Annotated in this window: 15 protein-coding genes; 6 read left to right on the forward strand and 9 right to left on the reverse strand. The window is 72.6% G+C overall.

Annotated features, from left to right (window positions below; all coding sequences use genetic code 11):
* Positions 1-75: 75 nt before the first annotated feature.
* The 5 genes from BA175_RS18625 to BA175_RS18645 all read right to left on the reverse strand — a co-directional run bounded on the left by BA175_RS18625 (position 76) and on the right by BA175_RS18645 (position 6,936).
* Complete coding sequence (locus tag BA175_RS18625; protein ID WP_069172566.1) at positions 76-1,284, reverse strand: MFS transporter; 1,209 nt, start codon at positions 1,282-1,284, stop codon at positions 76-78.
* A 541-nt stretch (positions 1,285-1,825) separates the two neighbouring features.
* The gene (locus BA175_RS18630) at positions 1,826-3,019 is read right to left on the reverse strand and encodes a Cmx/CmrA family chloramphenicol efflux MFS transporter (protein WP_069172567.1); all 1,194 of its coding nucleotides are present in this window, start codon (positions 3,017-3,019) and stop codon (positions 1,826-1,828) included.
* A gap of 290 nt (positions 3,020-3,309) precedes the next feature.
* The gene (locus BA175_RS18635) at positions 3,310-4,350 is read right to left on the reverse strand and encodes an endonuclease/exonuclease/phosphatase family protein (protein WP_079159674.1); all 1,041 of its coding nucleotides are present in this window, start codon (positions 4,348-4,350) and stop codon (positions 3,310-3,312) included.
* Between the two features lie 164 nt (positions 4,351-4,514).
* On the reverse strand, positions 4,515-5,186 hold the full coding sequence (locus BA175_RS18640) for a TetR/AcrR family transcriptional regulator (protein WP_069172568.1): 672 nt from the start codon (positions 5,184-5,186) through the stop codon (positions 4,515-4,517).
* A 133-nt stretch (positions 5,187-5,319) separates the two neighbouring features.
* Complete coding sequence (locus BA175_RS18645; protein ID WP_069172569.1) at positions 5,320-6,936, reverse strand: MFS transporter; 1,617 nt, start codon at positions 6,934-6,936, stop codon at positions 5,320-5,322.
* 191 nt (positions 6,937-7,127) lie between these two features.
* On the opposite strand from BA175_RS18645, the gene panB reads away from it, so the two are divergent.
* Positions 7,128-8,012, forward strand: a complete 885-nt coding sequence (gene panB / locus BA175_RS18650; RefSeq protein ID WP_069172570.1) for a 3-methyl-2-oxobutanoate hydroxymethyltransferase — start codon at positions 7,128-7,130, stop codon at positions 8,010-8,012.
* Between the two features lie 268 nt (positions 8,013-8,280).
* The gene (locus BA175_RS18655; protein ID WP_069172571.1) at positions 8,281-9,090 is read left to right on the forward strand and encodes a site-2 protease family protein; all 810 of its coding nucleotides are present in this window, start codon (positions 8,281-8,283) and stop codon (positions 9,088-9,090) included.
* A gap of 4 nt (positions 9,091-9,094) precedes the next feature.
* Here the strand turns inward: BA175_RS18655 and BA175_RS18660 are convergent, their stop codons facing one another.
* Together BA175_RS18660 and npdG are read right to left on the reverse strand one after the other, a co-directional pair.
* Positions 9,095-9,277: a hypothetical protein gene (locus BA175_RS18660; protein ID WP_069172572.1), complete on the reverse strand. Its 183-nt coding sequence runs from the start codon at positions 9,275-9,277 to the stop codon at positions 9,095-9,097.
* A gap of 84 nt (positions 9,278-9,361) precedes the next feature.
* Entirely contained in the window at positions 9,362-10,072 is a 711-nt protein-coding gene (npdG, locus tag BA175_RS18665) for an NADPH-dependent F420 reductase (RefSeq protein ID WP_069172573.1), read from the reverse strand.
* 131 nt (positions 10,073-10,203) lie between these two features.
* Here npdG and BA175_RS18670 point away from each other — a divergent pair, with 131 nt between their 5' ends.
* Positions 10,204-10,806: a hypothetical protein gene (locus BA175_RS18670; protein ID WP_069172574.1), complete on the forward strand. Its 603-nt coding sequence runs from the start codon at positions 10,204-10,206 to the stop codon at positions 10,804-10,806.
* A 128-nt stretch (positions 10,807-10,934) separates the two neighbouring features.
* On the opposite strand, the gene BA175_RS18675 is transcribed toward BA175_RS18670, so the two are convergent.
* Positions 10,935-11,159 carry a hypothetical protein gene (locus tag BA175_RS18675; protein ID WP_069172575.1) on the reverse strand — a complete coding sequence of 75 codons (225 nt, stop codon included), beginning with the start codon at positions 11,157-11,159 and terminating at the stop codon, positions 10,935-10,937.
* A 58-nt stretch (positions 11,160-11,217) separates the two neighbouring features.
* Between BA175_RS18675 and map the strand changes: the two genes are divergently transcribed.
* Both map and BA175_RS18685 read left to right on the forward strand, forming a co-directional pair.
* Positions 11,218-12,075 (forward strand): type I methionyl aminopeptidase, encoded by an 858-nt coding sequence (gene map / locus BA175_RS18680; protein ID WP_069172576.1) that lies wholly within the window; start codon positions 11,218-11,220, stop codon positions 12,073-12,075.
* A gap of 248 nt (positions 12,076-12,323) precedes the next feature.
* Entirely contained in the window at positions 12,324-12,989 is a 666-nt protein-coding gene (locus BA175_RS18685) for a heme oxygenase (biliverdin-producing) (protein WP_069172577.1), read from the forward strand.
* Here BA175_RS18685 and BA175_RS18690 read toward each other — a convergent pair.
* Complete coding sequence (locus BA175_RS18690; RefSeq protein ID WP_069172578.1) at positions 12,979-13,707, reverse strand: PhzF family phenazine biosynthesis protein; 729 nt, start codon at positions 13,705-13,707, stop codon at positions 12,979-12,981. The two genes, BA175_RS18685 and BA175_RS18690, sit on opposite strands and share 11 nt — an antisense overlap.
* Before the next feature lie 320 nt (positions 13,708-14,027).
* On the opposite strand from BA175_RS18690, the gene efeO reads away from it, so the two are divergent.
* Complete coding sequence (gene efeO, locus BA175_RS18695; protein WP_069172579.1) at positions 14,028-15,167, forward strand: iron uptake system protein EfeO; 1,140 nt, start codon at positions 14,028-14,030, stop codon at positions 15,165-15,167.
* Position 15,168 lies beyond the last annotated feature (1 nt).

A 15,168-nucleotide genomic window follows, 5' to 3' on the forward strand; every position in this document is an offset into this window, starting at 1 on the left:
TCGTCATCGGCTGCCGTACGGGCCCCGCGTGGCGCAGGCGGAAGAGGGTTGCCCGCCCGTCCCGCGCCGCGTCCGTCAGTGCACGCCGGCCTTCCGCCCGTCCCGGACCGCCGGCCCGGCCGCAACGACGCGGGAGGTCCCGGGCGTCCGGTCCAGGACGCCGGCCGTGACCGCCACCGCGAGCCCGGCGACGGCCAGGACCGCACCGACCAGGGCCGGTGACGTCCAGCCCCAGCCCGCCGCGATCGCCACACCGCCGAGCCAGGCGCCGCCGGCGTTGGCGAGGTTGAAGGCGGAGTGGTTGGAGGCGGAGGCGAGCGTGGGGGCGTCCTTGGCCTTGCTCATCACCAGCATCTGCAGCGGGGTGGTCGTCATGAACCCGATCCCGCCCAGCAGGACGACCATCAGCAGCGCCGCCCACCGCACGTGGACGGTGAAGGGGAAGACGGTCAGCACGACGGCCAGGGCGGCCAGCGACCCGTACAGCGTGGGCCGCAGCGCGCGGTCCGTGAGCGGTCCGGCCGCCAGCGCGCCCAGCGTCATCCCGATGCCGAAGAGAGCCAGGACCAGGGTGACCGAGGACTCCCCGAAGCCCATCGCCTCGGTCGTCATGGACGAGAGGTACGAGTAGACGGCGAAGACACCCGCGAAGCCGAGGACGGCCGTGAGCAGTCCGAGCAGCACCTGCCGGTTGCCGAGCGCGCCCAGTTCACGGCGTACGTTCTGGTGCGCCTCGACGGGGATCTGCGGGACGAGACGGGCCAGCGCGGCCATGGCGGCCAGCCCGATCACCGCGACCACCATGAACGTGGCGCGCCAGCCGAGGTGCTGCCCCAGCAGGGTCGCCGCCGGTACGCCGACGATGTTGGCGACGGTCAGACCGAGGAACATCGTCGCGACGGCCCGGGCCTGGCGTCCGTCGGGTACGAGGCGGGCGGCGACGACCGCCCCGACGCCGAAGAACGCCCCGTGCGGCAGCCCGGCCAGGAACCGGCCCGCGAGGAGCCAGCCGAAGTCGGGGGCGAACGCCGAGGCGAGGTTGCCGACGGTGAACAGGGCCATCAGCAGCAGGAGCATCCGCTTGCGCGGGATCCTGGAGCCGAGACCGGTGAGCAGCGGGGCACCGAGGACGACACCGATGGCGTACGCCGAGACGAGGTGACCGGCGGTGGGTACGGACGTTCCCAGGTCGTCCGCGACGTTGGGCAGCAGGCCCATCATCACGAACTCGGTGGTGCCGATGCCGAAGGCGCTCACAGCGAGGGCGAGCAGGGCCAGGGGCATGGGTGTGAACCTCTTTCGGGGTGGGTGCTGCGGCCCGCAGGGGCGGGCCGCAGGAGTACGGGAGTGGGAGCGTCGGCTTCGTTGCCGGTCCGGCCGTGGGGCGCCGGGTTAAGTATCAGTACGGAACAAAGTGTCGCAGACGTTTTATGCCCGGAGGTGAACAGCCCGTTGCGACGGCACGGCGGAACGGTGCCGCCGGCGCCGCCCGGTGACGGCTGTGTTGCTGGTCGGAGCCGGGCGGGGGGCCGCGCGGGCCGGTGCGCGGGGCCACCGGCCACCGGCGCCCTGTGCAGAAGATCACGGGAAGGCCTCGCACCGAGGCCGTGCGCGGGAGGACCCGACGGCCTCGGTGCGGGCCGCAGGCCCGGCAGCCGCCGGGCTAAGGGCTGTCCCGCAATTGCCGGTGGATCGGCGTGCGACGTCGGATGCGGTGCATCGCACGGCGGAGGGACGTCCGCATACGGGATGTACGGGGACGTTCCGACAACGCTGCGAGGTGCCGTAGCTGTCGTCGCGCCCGCCGGGAAGTGCGGGACAGCCCTCAGCTCCCCGTCTCAGCCGCCCCCTCGCCCGTGGGCAGCCGGGCCGGCTCCGGCGCGCGGGCGGCGAGGACGCCCGCCCCGGCCAGCGCCAGGCACATCAGCAGCGCACTCACCCATACCGGCGCCCGGAAACCGAACCCCGCGTCGAGGGCCAGGCCCCCCAGCCAAGGGCCCAGCGCGGCACCCACGTTGAAGGCGGCCGTGGCGTACGAGCCCGCGAGGGTGGGGGCGTCGGGGGCGAGATGGAGGACCCGGGTGAGGAGCACCGTGCCCGTACCGAAGGCGAGTGCCCCCTGGAGGAGGACCAGGGCGAGCGCCGCCGCCGGGTTCGCCGCGCCCAGGGCGAGCGCCGCCCACCCCAGGGCCAGCGCGCCCGTGCCCGCCGCGACGGTGGCGGCCGGCCGGAGGTCCGCGATCCGGCCGGCCGCGGTGACGCCGAGGAAGGAGCCCACGCCGAAGAGGGCGAGGACCGCGGGCACCCAGCCGGTCCCGAAGCCGGTGACCTGGGTGACCAGCGGTTGCAGGTACGAGAACGAACAGAAGGTCGCACCCTGGACGAGGGCCGTCACCAGCAGGGTCAGCAGCAGCCGCGGGCGTGCCAGGGCCCGCAGTTCGGTGCACGCGGCGGCCGGCGGCGCCTCGTCGGCGCGGCCGCCCGGGACGGCGTACAGCAGCGCGAGGCACGCCGGCAGGGTGACGAGGGCCACCGCCCAGAACGCGGAGCGCCACCCCCACAGGTCGCCGAGCACCGCGCCGGCGGGCACGCCCACCACGCAGGCGAGGGTCACCCCCGCGACGACGACGGCCGTCGCGCGGGCCCGCAGACGCGGCCCGGCCAGGGAGGTGGCGGTGACCAGCGCGACCGCCCAGAAGCCGGCGTTGGCCAGTGCCCCGGCGACGCGCGTCGCGAGCAGCACCCCGTAGCTGCCGGTCAGCGCGCCCGCCACGTGGACGGCGACGAAGACGCCCAGGAAGAGGAGCAGTGCCCGGCGCCGTGGCCAGGTGCGGCCGGCCAGGGCGGTGAGCGGCGCGCCGACCACCATCCCGACGGCGAAGGCCGAGGTCAGGAGGCCGGCGGCGGCCAGCGAGACGTGCAGGTCGTCGGCGATGCCCGAGACCAGCCCGGACAGCATGAACTCCGAGGTGCCCTGGGCGAAGACCGCCAGCCCGAGCACGTACACAGCGAATGGCATGAGAAAGGGACCCCTTGTGCGGAACCGTCGGAGGAGTGACGAGCGGTGCGCGGGGGTACGGGCCGGGCCCGTCCGGCCGCGCCGGGGCGCGGGGACGGCAACACGGTGGAAGGTCCGGTCCGTTCACGGACCTGGAAGGTGACGCCCCGACAGCCCGCACCGCCATGGCGGTCCGGCGGCGGTCAACCGCGCGGCGGGGCTCCGGTCAGAGGCCTCGGGCGCTGCGGATCGGCCACCGGCGGACCGGTGGCCGGAGTCTGTCGGACTCGGGGCTGGACATGGGAGTCACCCTACTCCGCGGGGAGTTCGACGCGAGCGGCGATCGGGAGGTGGTCGCTGTCCGTGGCGGGCAGGGTCCAGGAGGAGACGGGTTCGACGCCCTTCACCATGATCTGGTCGATCCGCGCCATCGGGAACGACGCGGGCCAGCTGAAGCCGAAGCCGTCGCCCGCGGCGCCCTGGGTGGAGCGCATCTGGGCGGTGACCGCGTTCAGGGAACGGTCGTTCATCGTGCCGTTGAGGTCGCCCAGCAGGATCACCCGGGCGAGCCGCTCGTCGCCGATCGCCTCGCCCAGCGCGTCCGCACTCCTGTCCCGCTGGCTGGCGGTGAAGCCCGCGTTCAGCTTCACCCGCACGGAGGGCAGGTGCGCCACGTACACGGCGACGGGCCCCCCGGGGGTGGTGACCGTGACGCGCATCGCGCGGGTCCAGCCGAGCTTGATGTCGACGGGGCGGGCGTCGGTCAGCGGGTAGGTGCTCCACAGACCGACGGTGCCCTGGACCGCATGGTGCGGGTAGCGGTCGGCGAGCGCCTTCTCGTACGCCGTCACCTTGCCCGAGGGCAGTTCCTGCAGGGCGACGACGTCCGCGCCGGAACCCGCGACCTGCTGGGCGGTGCCCGCCGGGTCGGGGTTGCCCGCGTTGACGTTGTGCGTCGCGACGGTGAGGCCGCCGCCGGTACCCGACTTGTCGGTGAACAGCAGCCCGCCGAAGAGGTTGAACCAGACGACGGCCGGAAGGACCAGGGCGATCAGGGCGGTCGCCGAACGCCGGGCGAGTCCGAGGAGCAGCAGGACCGGCACGAGGAGCCCGAACCAGGGCAGGAACGTCTCGACGAGGCTGCCCGTGTTGCCGATGGTGTTCGGGATCTCCGCGTGGAAGACCATCACGAGGGTCAGGAGGACCGAGCAGAGCGCGAGGAGGATGCCGCGCCGCCACAGGCCCCTGTCCGTCGCGAGTCTGCGTCGCAGGCCCCTGAGGCGGGCTCCGGGCCGCCGCGGGCCCGTACCGGCGTTCTCGGTGTCGGTGTCCGCCCTGTACGCCTGCACCATTGCGCTGTCCTCACTGCCTTCCGTACACATCGCCGCGCCCCCGACCCTAGGGGATGGACGACGCCGTTCCTGCCGTCGACGACGGCTGTACTGCCATCAGGACGTCACGAGCGGTGCGGGGGGTTCCGGCCGGCCGGGACTCACGGGTGCTTGTGACGGAACGCTCACCCGCGCGCCGGCGTCGGCTTCCCGGCTGTGACCGGGGACTTCGGCGCGAGGCCTTCGAGCAGGGTCTGGATGATGCGGTGCGTGAGGTCCTCGGGCAGGGGCGCTTCGGGACGGTGGACGGTGCGGACGAGCATCGGGCCGAGGAACAGGTCGTCCATCAGTTCCACGTCGAGGTCGCTCCGCAGCTCCCCGGCGTCCACCGCCCGCCGGACCGCCGCCACCATCGCGGCACGGCGTGGCGCGATGACGGTGCGCTGGTACTCGGCCCACAGCCTGGGATGGCTCTTCATCTGCGCGAACACGTTGTGCAGGAGGACGGAGGAGCGCTGGGCGAGCCCCCGGGTGCGCATGGACTCCAACAGGGCGCGCAGGTCGTCCAGGCCCGCGGTGCCCGAGACGGTGGGGTCGGCGGGCTCGATGTCCCGCAGGACGTCGACGAAGAGCTCCTCCTTGCCGCTCCAGCGGCGGTAGATGGTCGCCTTGCCGACGCCCGCGGTCCGGGCGATGCGCTCGATGGACAGGCCGGCCAGGGGCTCACCGGCCTCCAGGAGCTCCACGACGGCGTCGAGGATCGCCCGCTCGGCGGCAGCGCTGCGGGGGCGGCCCCGGCGGGGCTCGGAGCCGCCGTCCCCGGCCGGGTCGTGCGCCTGGTCCTGTGCCGCCTGCACGTGGTCACCTCTCGCCGTACTCGTACGCTCCCGGTGCTCACCGCTCACCGTTCACCTCACCGTTCCCCCTGATTCTGGCGGACCGGCGCGTCGCGGGGCGAGCGGTCCGGCAGGTACCGCCGGGCGCCCGGTCTCAGCCCTGCGAGGGGCCCGAGGCGCTCCGGGCCGGCTCGCGCTCCGGACGGTCCGTACGTGCGGCGCCCGCCGCCCTGCCGGGCAGGAACACACCGACGACCAGCGCGCCGATCAGGGCCACCGCCGCCGAGCCCAGGGCCGTGACGTGCATCGCCCCGATGAACGCGTCGTCGGCCGCAGCGATCAGGGGCCTGCCCGCCGGGCCGAGTCGGGACGCCACACCGAGCGTGGCCTCGATCGACTCGCCCGCGACGTCCCGGGCCGCGGCGGGCACGCCGTCGAGGTGGCCCTCGATGCGTCCCCGGTACACCGTCGAGAGCACCGAGCCGAGCACGGCGACCCCGAGCGCCCCGCCGACCTGGCGGAAGGTGTTGTTGATGGCCGAACCGGAGCCGGCCCGTTCACGGGGCAGCGCCTGCATCACGGTGACGGTGACCGGCGGCATGATGTGCGCCATGCCCGTGCCCTGGACGAAGAAGACCAGGCACAGCACCCAAACGGGTGTACCGGCGTCGAAGAACGCGAACGCCGCGAGGCCGCCCGCGACCAGCAGCATGCCGGCGGTGCAGACCGCGCGGGCGCCGAACCGGTCCACCACCAGCCGGGCGCGTGGCGCGAAGATCATCTGGGCGGCGGCGAGCGGGAGGATCAGCAGCCCGGACTGCAGGGCGCTGTAGCCGCGCACGCTCTGCAGGTAGAAGGCGGAGAAGAACGTGACGCCCATCAGCGCGAAGAACACCAGCGCGATGGCGGAGACGGCGGCGGAGAAGGCCGGCTTGCGGAAGTACGCGATGTCGAGGGACGGGTGGCTGCTGCGCTTCTCGTGCCGGACGAAGACCGCCAGGACCACCAGCCCGCCGAGCAGCGGCGCGAGGACCGTGAGGTCGGTGAAGGAGGCGAGTTCACCGCCGCGGATGATGCCGTACACGAGCAGCACGAGGCCGACGATGGACAGGACGACACCGAGCGGGTCGACACGGCCCGGCTCCGGGTCCCGCGAGTCGGGGACGAGAAGCACCATGGCGATCAGCGCCACGACCGCCACGGGGACGTTGACCAGGAAGATCGAGCCCCACCAGAAGTGCTCCAGGAGCACTCCGCCGGTGATCGGGCCGATGGCGATGCCGAGACCGACGCCGCCGGCCCAGATGCCGATGGCCTTGGGCTGTTCGTCGCGCTCGAAGACGTTCATCAGGACGGCGAGGGTGGCGGGCATCACGAACGCCGCCCCGAAGCCCATCAGCGCGCGCCAGGTGATGAGTTGGCCGGGCGAGGCCGAGAGCGCGGCCAGGCCGGAGCCGAGACCGAAGACGAGGATGCCGGCCAGGAGGACCTTCTTGCGGCCGATGCGGTCGCCGAGCAGTCCGGCGGTGAAGAGGAGACCGGCGAAGACGAGCGTGTAGGAGTTGATCGCCCACTCGAGCTCGCTCTGGGTGGCGCCGATGCCGGTCGGTGCCGGGCTGGCGATGGTCTTGACCGCGACGTTCAGGATCGAGTTGTCCAGGACCACGATGAGCAGGCTGAACATGAGGACGGCGAGGATCGCCCAGCGGCGGCGGTGGACCGCCTCCGGGACGCGGGGTGCGGCGGCAGGTGCGCCGGACGGTATGGACATGCGCCACACCTTAGGTACTTTCCGATACGATACCGTCTCGTATTGTGAAGTCTTTACCCGGTCGCCGCGCACCGTTCACGCAGGACGCCCCCGACGGGGCCCACTTCCCGGGAACCGCCCCGGGATGCCACCATGGAAGGGATCCGGGGACGCCGTCAGGGCGCCTCGAGATGACGAAGGAGCCGTTGGCCATGTCGCTGCAGGCTGCGCAGAACCAGTCCGCATCACCCGCAGGTCCCTCCCCCGCCGCCGGAAAGGCGCTGTACGGCGGGAAGAGCACCCGCCGCATCACCGTCCACGACATCGCCGCCGCCAGTGAGCGCGGCGAGAAGTGGCCCATGCTCACCGCCTACGACGCGATGACCGCGTCCGTCTTCGACGAGGCCGGCATCCCGGTCATGCTCGTCGGCGACTCCATGGGCAACTGCCACCTCGGTTACGAGACCACCGTGCCCGTCACGATGGACGAGATGGCGATCCTCTCCGCCGCCGTCGTACGGGGCACCAGGCGCGCGCTCATCGTCGCCGACCTGCCCTTCGGCGCGTACCAGGAGGGGCCGGTCCAGGCCCTGCGCAACGCCACCCGGTTGATCAAGGACTCCGGTGTCGGGGCGGTCAAGCTGGAGGGCGGAGAGCGCTCGCACGAGCAGATCCGCCTGCTCGTCGAGGCCGGGATCCCGGTCATGGGCCACATCGGCCTGACCCCGCAGTCCGTCAACGCCATGGGCTACCGGGTGCAGGGCCGTGGCGAGGAGGCCGCCCAGCAGCTGCTGCGCGACGCCAAGGCGGTGCAGGACGCGGGCGCGTTCGCCGTCGTCCTCGAACTCGTACCGGCCGAGCTGGCCGCCGAGGTGACCCGCACGCTGCACATCCCGACCGTCGGCATCGGCGCCGGGCCGGACACGGACGCCCAGGTGCTGGTCTGGACCGACATGGCCGGGATGACCGGCGGCAAGGTGCCGCGCTTCACCAAGCAGTACGCCGACCTGCGCCAGGTCCTCGGCAACGCCGCGAAGGAATTCGCCGACGAGGTCGTCGGCGGTGTCTTCCCGCAGCCGGAGCACACCTTCCACTGACGCGCCACCGACCACTGCCGGCACCACCGACAGCCCGCCGACTTCCCCCATCGGCGGGCTGTCGGCCGCCGCACCGGCCCCGCCGGGGCGCGTAGGGCGCGTCCCGCGACGCCTTCGGTGCGCGAGGTGCGCCGTCCGCCGGGCGGGTGGCCGACGCGGGGCGCGGAGAGCGGCCCCCGGGGGCCGGGCACGAGGCCGGTCCGCGATACGTTCCCGCCCTGGGCCCGTGCCGGGCCCGCCGTCTGCCGTCCAGCGATCAGGAGTCCCGATGACCACCGCAGTCCGCCGCAGTGACCGGCGGATCAGTCCCATCTTCCTGGGCATCGTCGCCGTCATGGCCGTCTCGGGCTGGGCGGTGTGGACGGGCTTCGCCGAGCAGACCGGCTTCGCGGTCTTCCTCTTCGTCACGGCGGCCTGGATCGTCTCGCTCTGCCTGCACGAGTACGCGCACGCGCGGACCGCCCTGCACAGCGGGGACATCTCGATCGGGGCGAAGGGCTATCTGACCCTCAACCCGCTGAAGTACACCCATGCCCTGCTGAGCATCGTGCTGCCCGTGCTCTTCGTGATCATGGGCGGCATCGGCCTGCCGGGCGGCGCGGTCTACATCGAGCGCGGGCGGATCCGCGGGCGATGGAAGCACAGCCTGATCTCGGCCGCCGGGCCCCTGACGAACGTGCTGTTCGCCCTCGTGTGCACGGCGCCGTTCTGGCTGCACGCGCTCGACGGCGTGCCGGTCCCCTTCCGCCTCGCGCTGGCGTTCCTGGCACTGCTCCAGGTGACGGCAGCGATCCTGAACTTCCTGCCGGTCCCGGGACTGGACGGCTACGGCGTGATCGAGCCCTGGCTCCCGTACGGGGTCCGGCGCCAGGTGGAGCCGTTCGCGCCCTTCGGGCTGATCGCGGTGTTCGCGCTGCTGTGGATCCCGGAGGTGAACGGCGCCTTCTTCGACGCGGTCGACGCCCTGCTGCGGGGCCTGGGGGTCAGCAACTTCGAGACGTACTGCGGCCTCGACACGTACCGCTTCTGGCAGGAGTGGTTCGGCGACGCCAACCCGGTCTGCGCGGTCGGCGGCTGACGGCTCAGCGGGCGCCGGCGGCCGCCTGCGCCCGGTACCTGCGGATGTGGAACCACGCCATGTTCGACGAGAGACCGGCCAGCAGCACCCAGACGATCCCGAGGAAGCTGCCCTGGACGAAGGAGACCACGGCGGCGGCGACGGCGAGGACGCAGACGACGAGGGCGTAGAGCGCGAGGCGGGGCATGAGGGCGTTACTCCTGTCCGGGGGGCGGTGCGCGGTCCCCACCAGTGTCCCTCATGCCCGTTTCGGCTCCGGGCAGGGGCTCGCTCAGACGTCGGTGGTCCGCAGGCCCGCGTGCGCCTTGTAGCGGCGGTTGACCGAGATCAGGTTCGCGACCAGCGACTCGACCTGGTGCGCGTTGCGCAGCCGTCCGGCGAAGATCCCGCGCATGCCGGGAATCCGGTTCGCGAGCGCCTGCACGGTGTCGGTGTCGGCCCGTGTCTCGCCCAGGACCATCACGTCGGTGTCGATCTCCTCGATCGCCTCGTCCTGGAGCAGCACCGCCGACAGGTGGTGGAAGGCGGCGGTGACCCGGGAGTCCGGCAGGAGGGCGGCGGCCTGCTCGGCGGCGCTGCCCTCCTCGGGCGTCAGGGCGTAGGCGCCCTTCTTGTCGAAGCCGAGAGGGTTCACGCAGTCCACGACGAGCTTCCCGGCGAGCTCCCCGCGCAGGGACGCCAGGGTCTCGGCGTGTCCGTCCCACGGCACGGCGACGATCACGACGTCGCTGCGGCGTGCGCATTGCGCGTTGTCGGCACCCTCGACGCCGTGGCCCAGCTCCGCCGCGGCCGCCTCGGCGCGGTCGGCTGCCCGCGAGCCGATGACGACCTTCTGCCCGGCACGGGCGAGACGGTAGGCGAGGCCCCGGCCCTGGGGTCCCGTCCCACCGAGTACGCCGACGGTCAGCCCGGAGACGTCGGGGAGGTCCCAGGGGTCCTTGGCGGGGGGCTTCGGTGCGCTGCCACTGTCATTCGTAGTCATGGCGCCGACCCTACTGCCAGGTAGCGCAGGAGGGGCCGACGGTCGCCCCGGCGCCGGGGCCGGTCCCCGTTCGGGTGGAACGGGGCGATCGGGCAGTCACCGGGTCTCCGCCGGGGGCATGATGCCGGGCCATGGATGCCGTACGTGTCGCCCTGTTGCGTGAGGTGCTCGCCGGGACCGAGTGGCCCTCGGCGGCCCGGCGGTTCGCCCGCACCCTCCGGTCCTCCGTCGTGCCGCAGGACGGCGGACTGCTGCTGGTCGGCACCGAGGTGTACGAGCCGTGGCACCTGGCGGCGCACCTGGTGGACGAGTCGACGTGGTCGGGACTCCCCCAGCTCAGGCCCACCCTCGTACGCCATCGTGTGGAGCCCGGCGATCCCGTGCACCTGGCCGTCGGTCTCGGCCGGATCGAGACGGCCGGGCGGGGCGAGACCCTGCTGGTCGTCGCCCCGGAGCGGGCGGAGGCCGGGCTGCTCGAACGGGTGCACGACGCGCGCCGGGCCGGGGCGACGGTGCTCTCGCTGGACGGCGGCGACCCGGAGGTACGGGGCCTGGCCCACGAGGCACTCACGGTGACCGGCGAGGACGAGGTGGACCTGGACACCGTGCAGCACCTCGTGAGCGCGGCGGCCGGCGAGAACAGCGCACCGGCACCGCGCCGCCGTCGCTCCTTCCGTGACCGCCTCTCCCGGCTGGCCGACCAGCTCACCGCCCCGCCACCCCCGCGGTGGTAGCCGGGGTGGCCCCGGACCCCGGTCGTGCCGGGGCGACGGAGCGGGGAGCGGGCGTCATGTCCGGTTCCCGCGTCCACCGGCTCACGGCGACGGGTCTCCGTCCCGGGGGCCGGAGCGGCGGGGCCGGGTCAGGCCGGCGGGTCGGTGGGGCGGTCGTCCCATCTGGGGTCGTTCTCCCATTCGAGGTTCCGCTCACGCGCCGTGTCCATCGCGTGCTGCGCCGCCTCCCGGGAGGTGTACGGACCGAAGCGGTCCTTACCCGGGCACTCCGGGCCCTCCTCGACCTTCTTGTGCTCCAGGCAGTAGTACCACTCGCCCGGTTTGCCCACCGTGCGCTTCTTGAACAGGGCCATCGTCGGATCCTTTCCTCGTTGCCATGCTGCCCCGGGGACGCTGGTTAGACTCGCTCGCATGTCTGGCCAGTCGCTCCTCGCACCAGGGGAGATCACTCCCGTCCGTTCCGTTCCGGGAAACATCCGGCGCCCCGAGTACGTGGGCAAGCCCGCCCCCGCCCCGTACACCGGGCCGGAGGTCCAGGACTCCGACACCGTGGAGCGCATGCGGATCGCGGGCCGTATCGCCGCGCAGGCGATGGAGGAGGCCGCGAAGCACATCGCCCCCGGCGTCACCACCGACGAACTCGACCGGGTGGCGCACGAGTTCATGGTCGACCACGGGGCCTACCCGTCGACGCTGGGCTACCGGGGCTTCCCGAAGTCCCTGTGTTCCTCGGTCAACGAGGTCATCTGCCACGGCATCCCCGACTCCACGGTGCTGCGGGACGGCGACATCGTGAACCTCGACGTCACCGCGTACATCAACGGCGTGCACGGCGACAACAACGCCACCTACCTCTGCGGCGACGTCGACGAGGAGTCCCGGCTCCTCGTGGAGCGCACCCGGGAGTCGCTGAACCGGGCCGTCAAGGCGGTGCGGCCCGGGCGGCAGATCAACGTCATCGGGCGGGTCATCGAGTCGTACGCCAAGCGGTTCGGTTACGGGGTGGTGCGGGACTTCACCGGACACGGGATCAGCACCTCGTTCCACTCCGGTCTCATCGTCCCCCATTACGACAGCCCGCACGCGACCACCGTGATGCAGCCGGGCATGACGTTCACGATCGAGCCGATGCTGACGCTCGGGACCCACGAGTACGACATGTGGGACGACGGCTGGACGGTGGTGACCAGGGACCGCAGGCGGACCGCCCAGTTCGAGCACACCCTCGTCGTGACCGAGACCGGTGCGGACATCCTGACGCTTCCCTGAGGACACGGGCGCAGGGAGCGGCGCCGCGTCGGAGGGGAAGCCGCGGGCCGGGTGGCCGGGATCGCGGCGGGTCGGGCCGCGCCCGGCGGACGGGGCACAGGTACCGACAGGCCGTCGGGAAACTTTTGACTCGGGTGGCCCGCACCAGGAGGATCGTCGTACCGGTGCGCAGTGGCGCACACCGTTCCCGCGGCCGGTTCCCCCACTTCCGTCCGGACCGCCCACCCCCCTCGCCCCGGAGCTCCGCCTTGGACACGACCGCCGCCCCCACGCCCTTCTCGGCGCTCATACGCACCGCCTCGCAGGAGCAGCACGCCGAGGCGGAGTCCTCGGCCTTCATGAGCGACCTGCTCGGCGGGCGGCTCGGCGTGGAGGCGTACACGCGCTACACCGAGCAGCTGTGGTTCGTCTACCGGGCCCTGGAGGACGGTGCCGAAGCCCTGCGGGAGGACCCGGTCGCGGGTCCGTTCATCCAGGCGGAGCTGATGCGCGCCGGCGAACTGGAGCGCGATCTGACCCACCTGCGGGGCGCCGGCTGGCGGACGGGCCTGGAGCCGCTGCCGGCCACCGCCGCGTACGCCGAGCGGGTCGCCGGGTGCGCGCGGGACTGGCCCGCCGGCTACATAGCGCACCACTACACCCGCTACCTCGGAGACCTCTCCGGGGGCCAGATCATCCGCAGTACCGCGGAGAAGACCTGGGGCTTCGCGCGTAAGGGCGACGGGGTGCGGTTCTACGTGTTCGAGCAGATCGCCAACCCGGCCGCCTTCAAGCGGCGGTACCGGGAGCTGCTGGACGCGGTGAACGCCGACGACCTGGAGAAGCAGCGCGTGGTGGACGAGTGCAGACGGGCCTTCGCGCTCAACACCGCCGTCTTCCGGGAGCTGGGCAAGGTCTTCCCCCTCAGCGCCTGACACCGGCGACGGCCGGCCGCACCCGGCCCGCTGCGGCCTGCGGCACGACCCCCGCGGCGGCCAGCAGGACGCGGCCCCCGACCTCCACCGTGCCGTCCGGTGCGGGGGCGGTGAGGATCTGGGAACCGCGCCCCTGGGTGATGTTCAGGGCCCGGCCGAGCTCGACGCTCAGCAGCATGGCCGCGGCGCCCGTCGCCTCGTCCTCGTCGACGGCGTCCCCCCGGCGCGGGAACGCCCGCGCCCGTACGCGGCCCGCCGCCTCGTCCTCCCAGGCCCAGACGTAGAGCCACCCCTCCCCCGGCGGCGGCCCCGTCAGCGCCTCGACGTCCGCGGCCGACGCGTACCGCTCCAGCGTTCTCGGCGGCGCCCACTCGGGGCGCGCCGTGATCCAGGTGAACTCGCCGTCGTACCGCGCGAACACGTCCCCGACGGGCAGCTCCAGTACCTCCAGGTCGAGCAGCCAGGCCACGCCGACGAGCGGATGCCCGGCGAACGGCAGCCGCAGCCCCGGAGTCCGGATGTCGACGATGCCGCGTTCCGGGTCGTCGACGAAGACGGTCTCGCTGAAGCCGAGCCGCCGGGCGAGCGCCTGCCGCGACGCGCTGCCGGGGTACCCGCGTCCGTCCCGTACGACGCCGAGCGGATTGCCGTGGCGGCCGTCCGGGCCGCAGAACACGCGCAGTACGTCGATGCCGTCGGGTACGCCGAAGTCGCTCACGTGCGCATTCAAGCACCGCCGGGGCGGTGCGCGGCGCCGGAGTGCGGCACCGGCGCGGTGTTCCGGCCTGCGGCCGGGGCGTTCCGCCCCCAGGGGACGGGATGCCGCCCGGCGGGGCGCGAGAGCCCGCTTGACCGGCGCTTTACCTCCCCATGGGTCTTCCATGACAGCGCCGTGACCGGACCGTTCCTCGGACCGGGAGGTGAGAGCTGAATCACTGACGGGGTGGGTGGCGAGGAGGTTAGGCACAGTTAAGTTAGGTCTGCCTCACTACCATGTGTCCGCACCCTTCGTCCCCTCATCGCTTCCGTGGAGCCCGCATGCGAGCCGTTCGTCTCTCCGTCGTCACCGCAGCCACCACCCTGGCCGCCCTGACCGCCGTCACGGGCTGCGCCGAGAAGAGCGACGGCAAGGCCGAGGGGGCGGTCCAGGTCGTCGCCAAGGACGACGCCTGCGAGGTCTCGGAGACCGAGATCCCGGCCGGCCACGTGGAGCTCGCCGTGGAGAACAAGGGCTCCAAGGTCACCGAGGTCTACGTCCTGTTCCCGGACGACCGCATCGTCACCGAGCGGGAGAACATCGGCCCCGGCACCAAGGCGAAGATCACGGCCGAGATCAAGGCCGGTACGTACGAGATCGCCTGCAAGCCCGGCATGAAGGGCAAGGGCATCCGGCAGAGCATCGAGGTCACCGGCGGGACGGCCGCGGCGCGGCGCAGCCCGGAGATGGACAAGGCCGTCGCGGGGTACCGCACCTACGTGCAGGCGCAGGCCGACGAGACGCTGCCCAAGGTGAAGGTCTTCACCGACGCGGTCGCGGCGGGCGACATCGAGGCGGCGAAGAAGGCGTACGCCGACTCCCGCATCGGCTGGGAGCGCACCGAGCCGGTCGCCGAGTCCTTCGGTGACATCGACCCGAAGGTCGACGTCCGTGAGGACGGCCTGGAGGACGGCCAGAAGTGGACCGGCTGGCACCGCCTGGAGAAGGCGCTGTGGCAGGACAAGAAGCTGGGCGCCGAGGAGAAGGCCCTCGCACCCGTCCTCTACAAGGACCTCGTCGACTGGCAGAAGCGGGTCGGCAAGGCCGACATCGCCCCGACCTCGATGGCGAACGGCGCCAAGGAGCTCCTCGACGAGGTCGCCACCGGCAAGGTCACCGGCGAGGAGGAGCGGTACAGCCACACCGACCTCGTCGACTTCAAGGCGAACGTCGAGGGCGCGGAGCAGTCGTACACCCTCCTCCGGCCGGTCGCCTCGAAGAACGACGCGGCGCTGACCGCCTCCCTGGACAAGCAGTTCGCGGCGCTGAACACGCTGCTGGACAGGTACCGCACGGACAAGTCCTCCTACGACTTCACCTCGTACGACAAGGTCGGTGACGCGGACCGCAAGGAGCTGTCCGACGCGGTCAACGCGCTCGCCGAGCCGCTGTCCAAGCTGGCCGCCGCGGTGACGAAGTGAT

The sequence above is a fragment of the Streptomyces griseus genome (assembly GCF_001715295.1).
GTDB classification, from domain to species: domain Bacteria; phylum Actinomycetota; class Actinomycetes; order Streptomycetales; family Streptomycetaceae; genus Streptomyces; species Streptomyces griseus_G.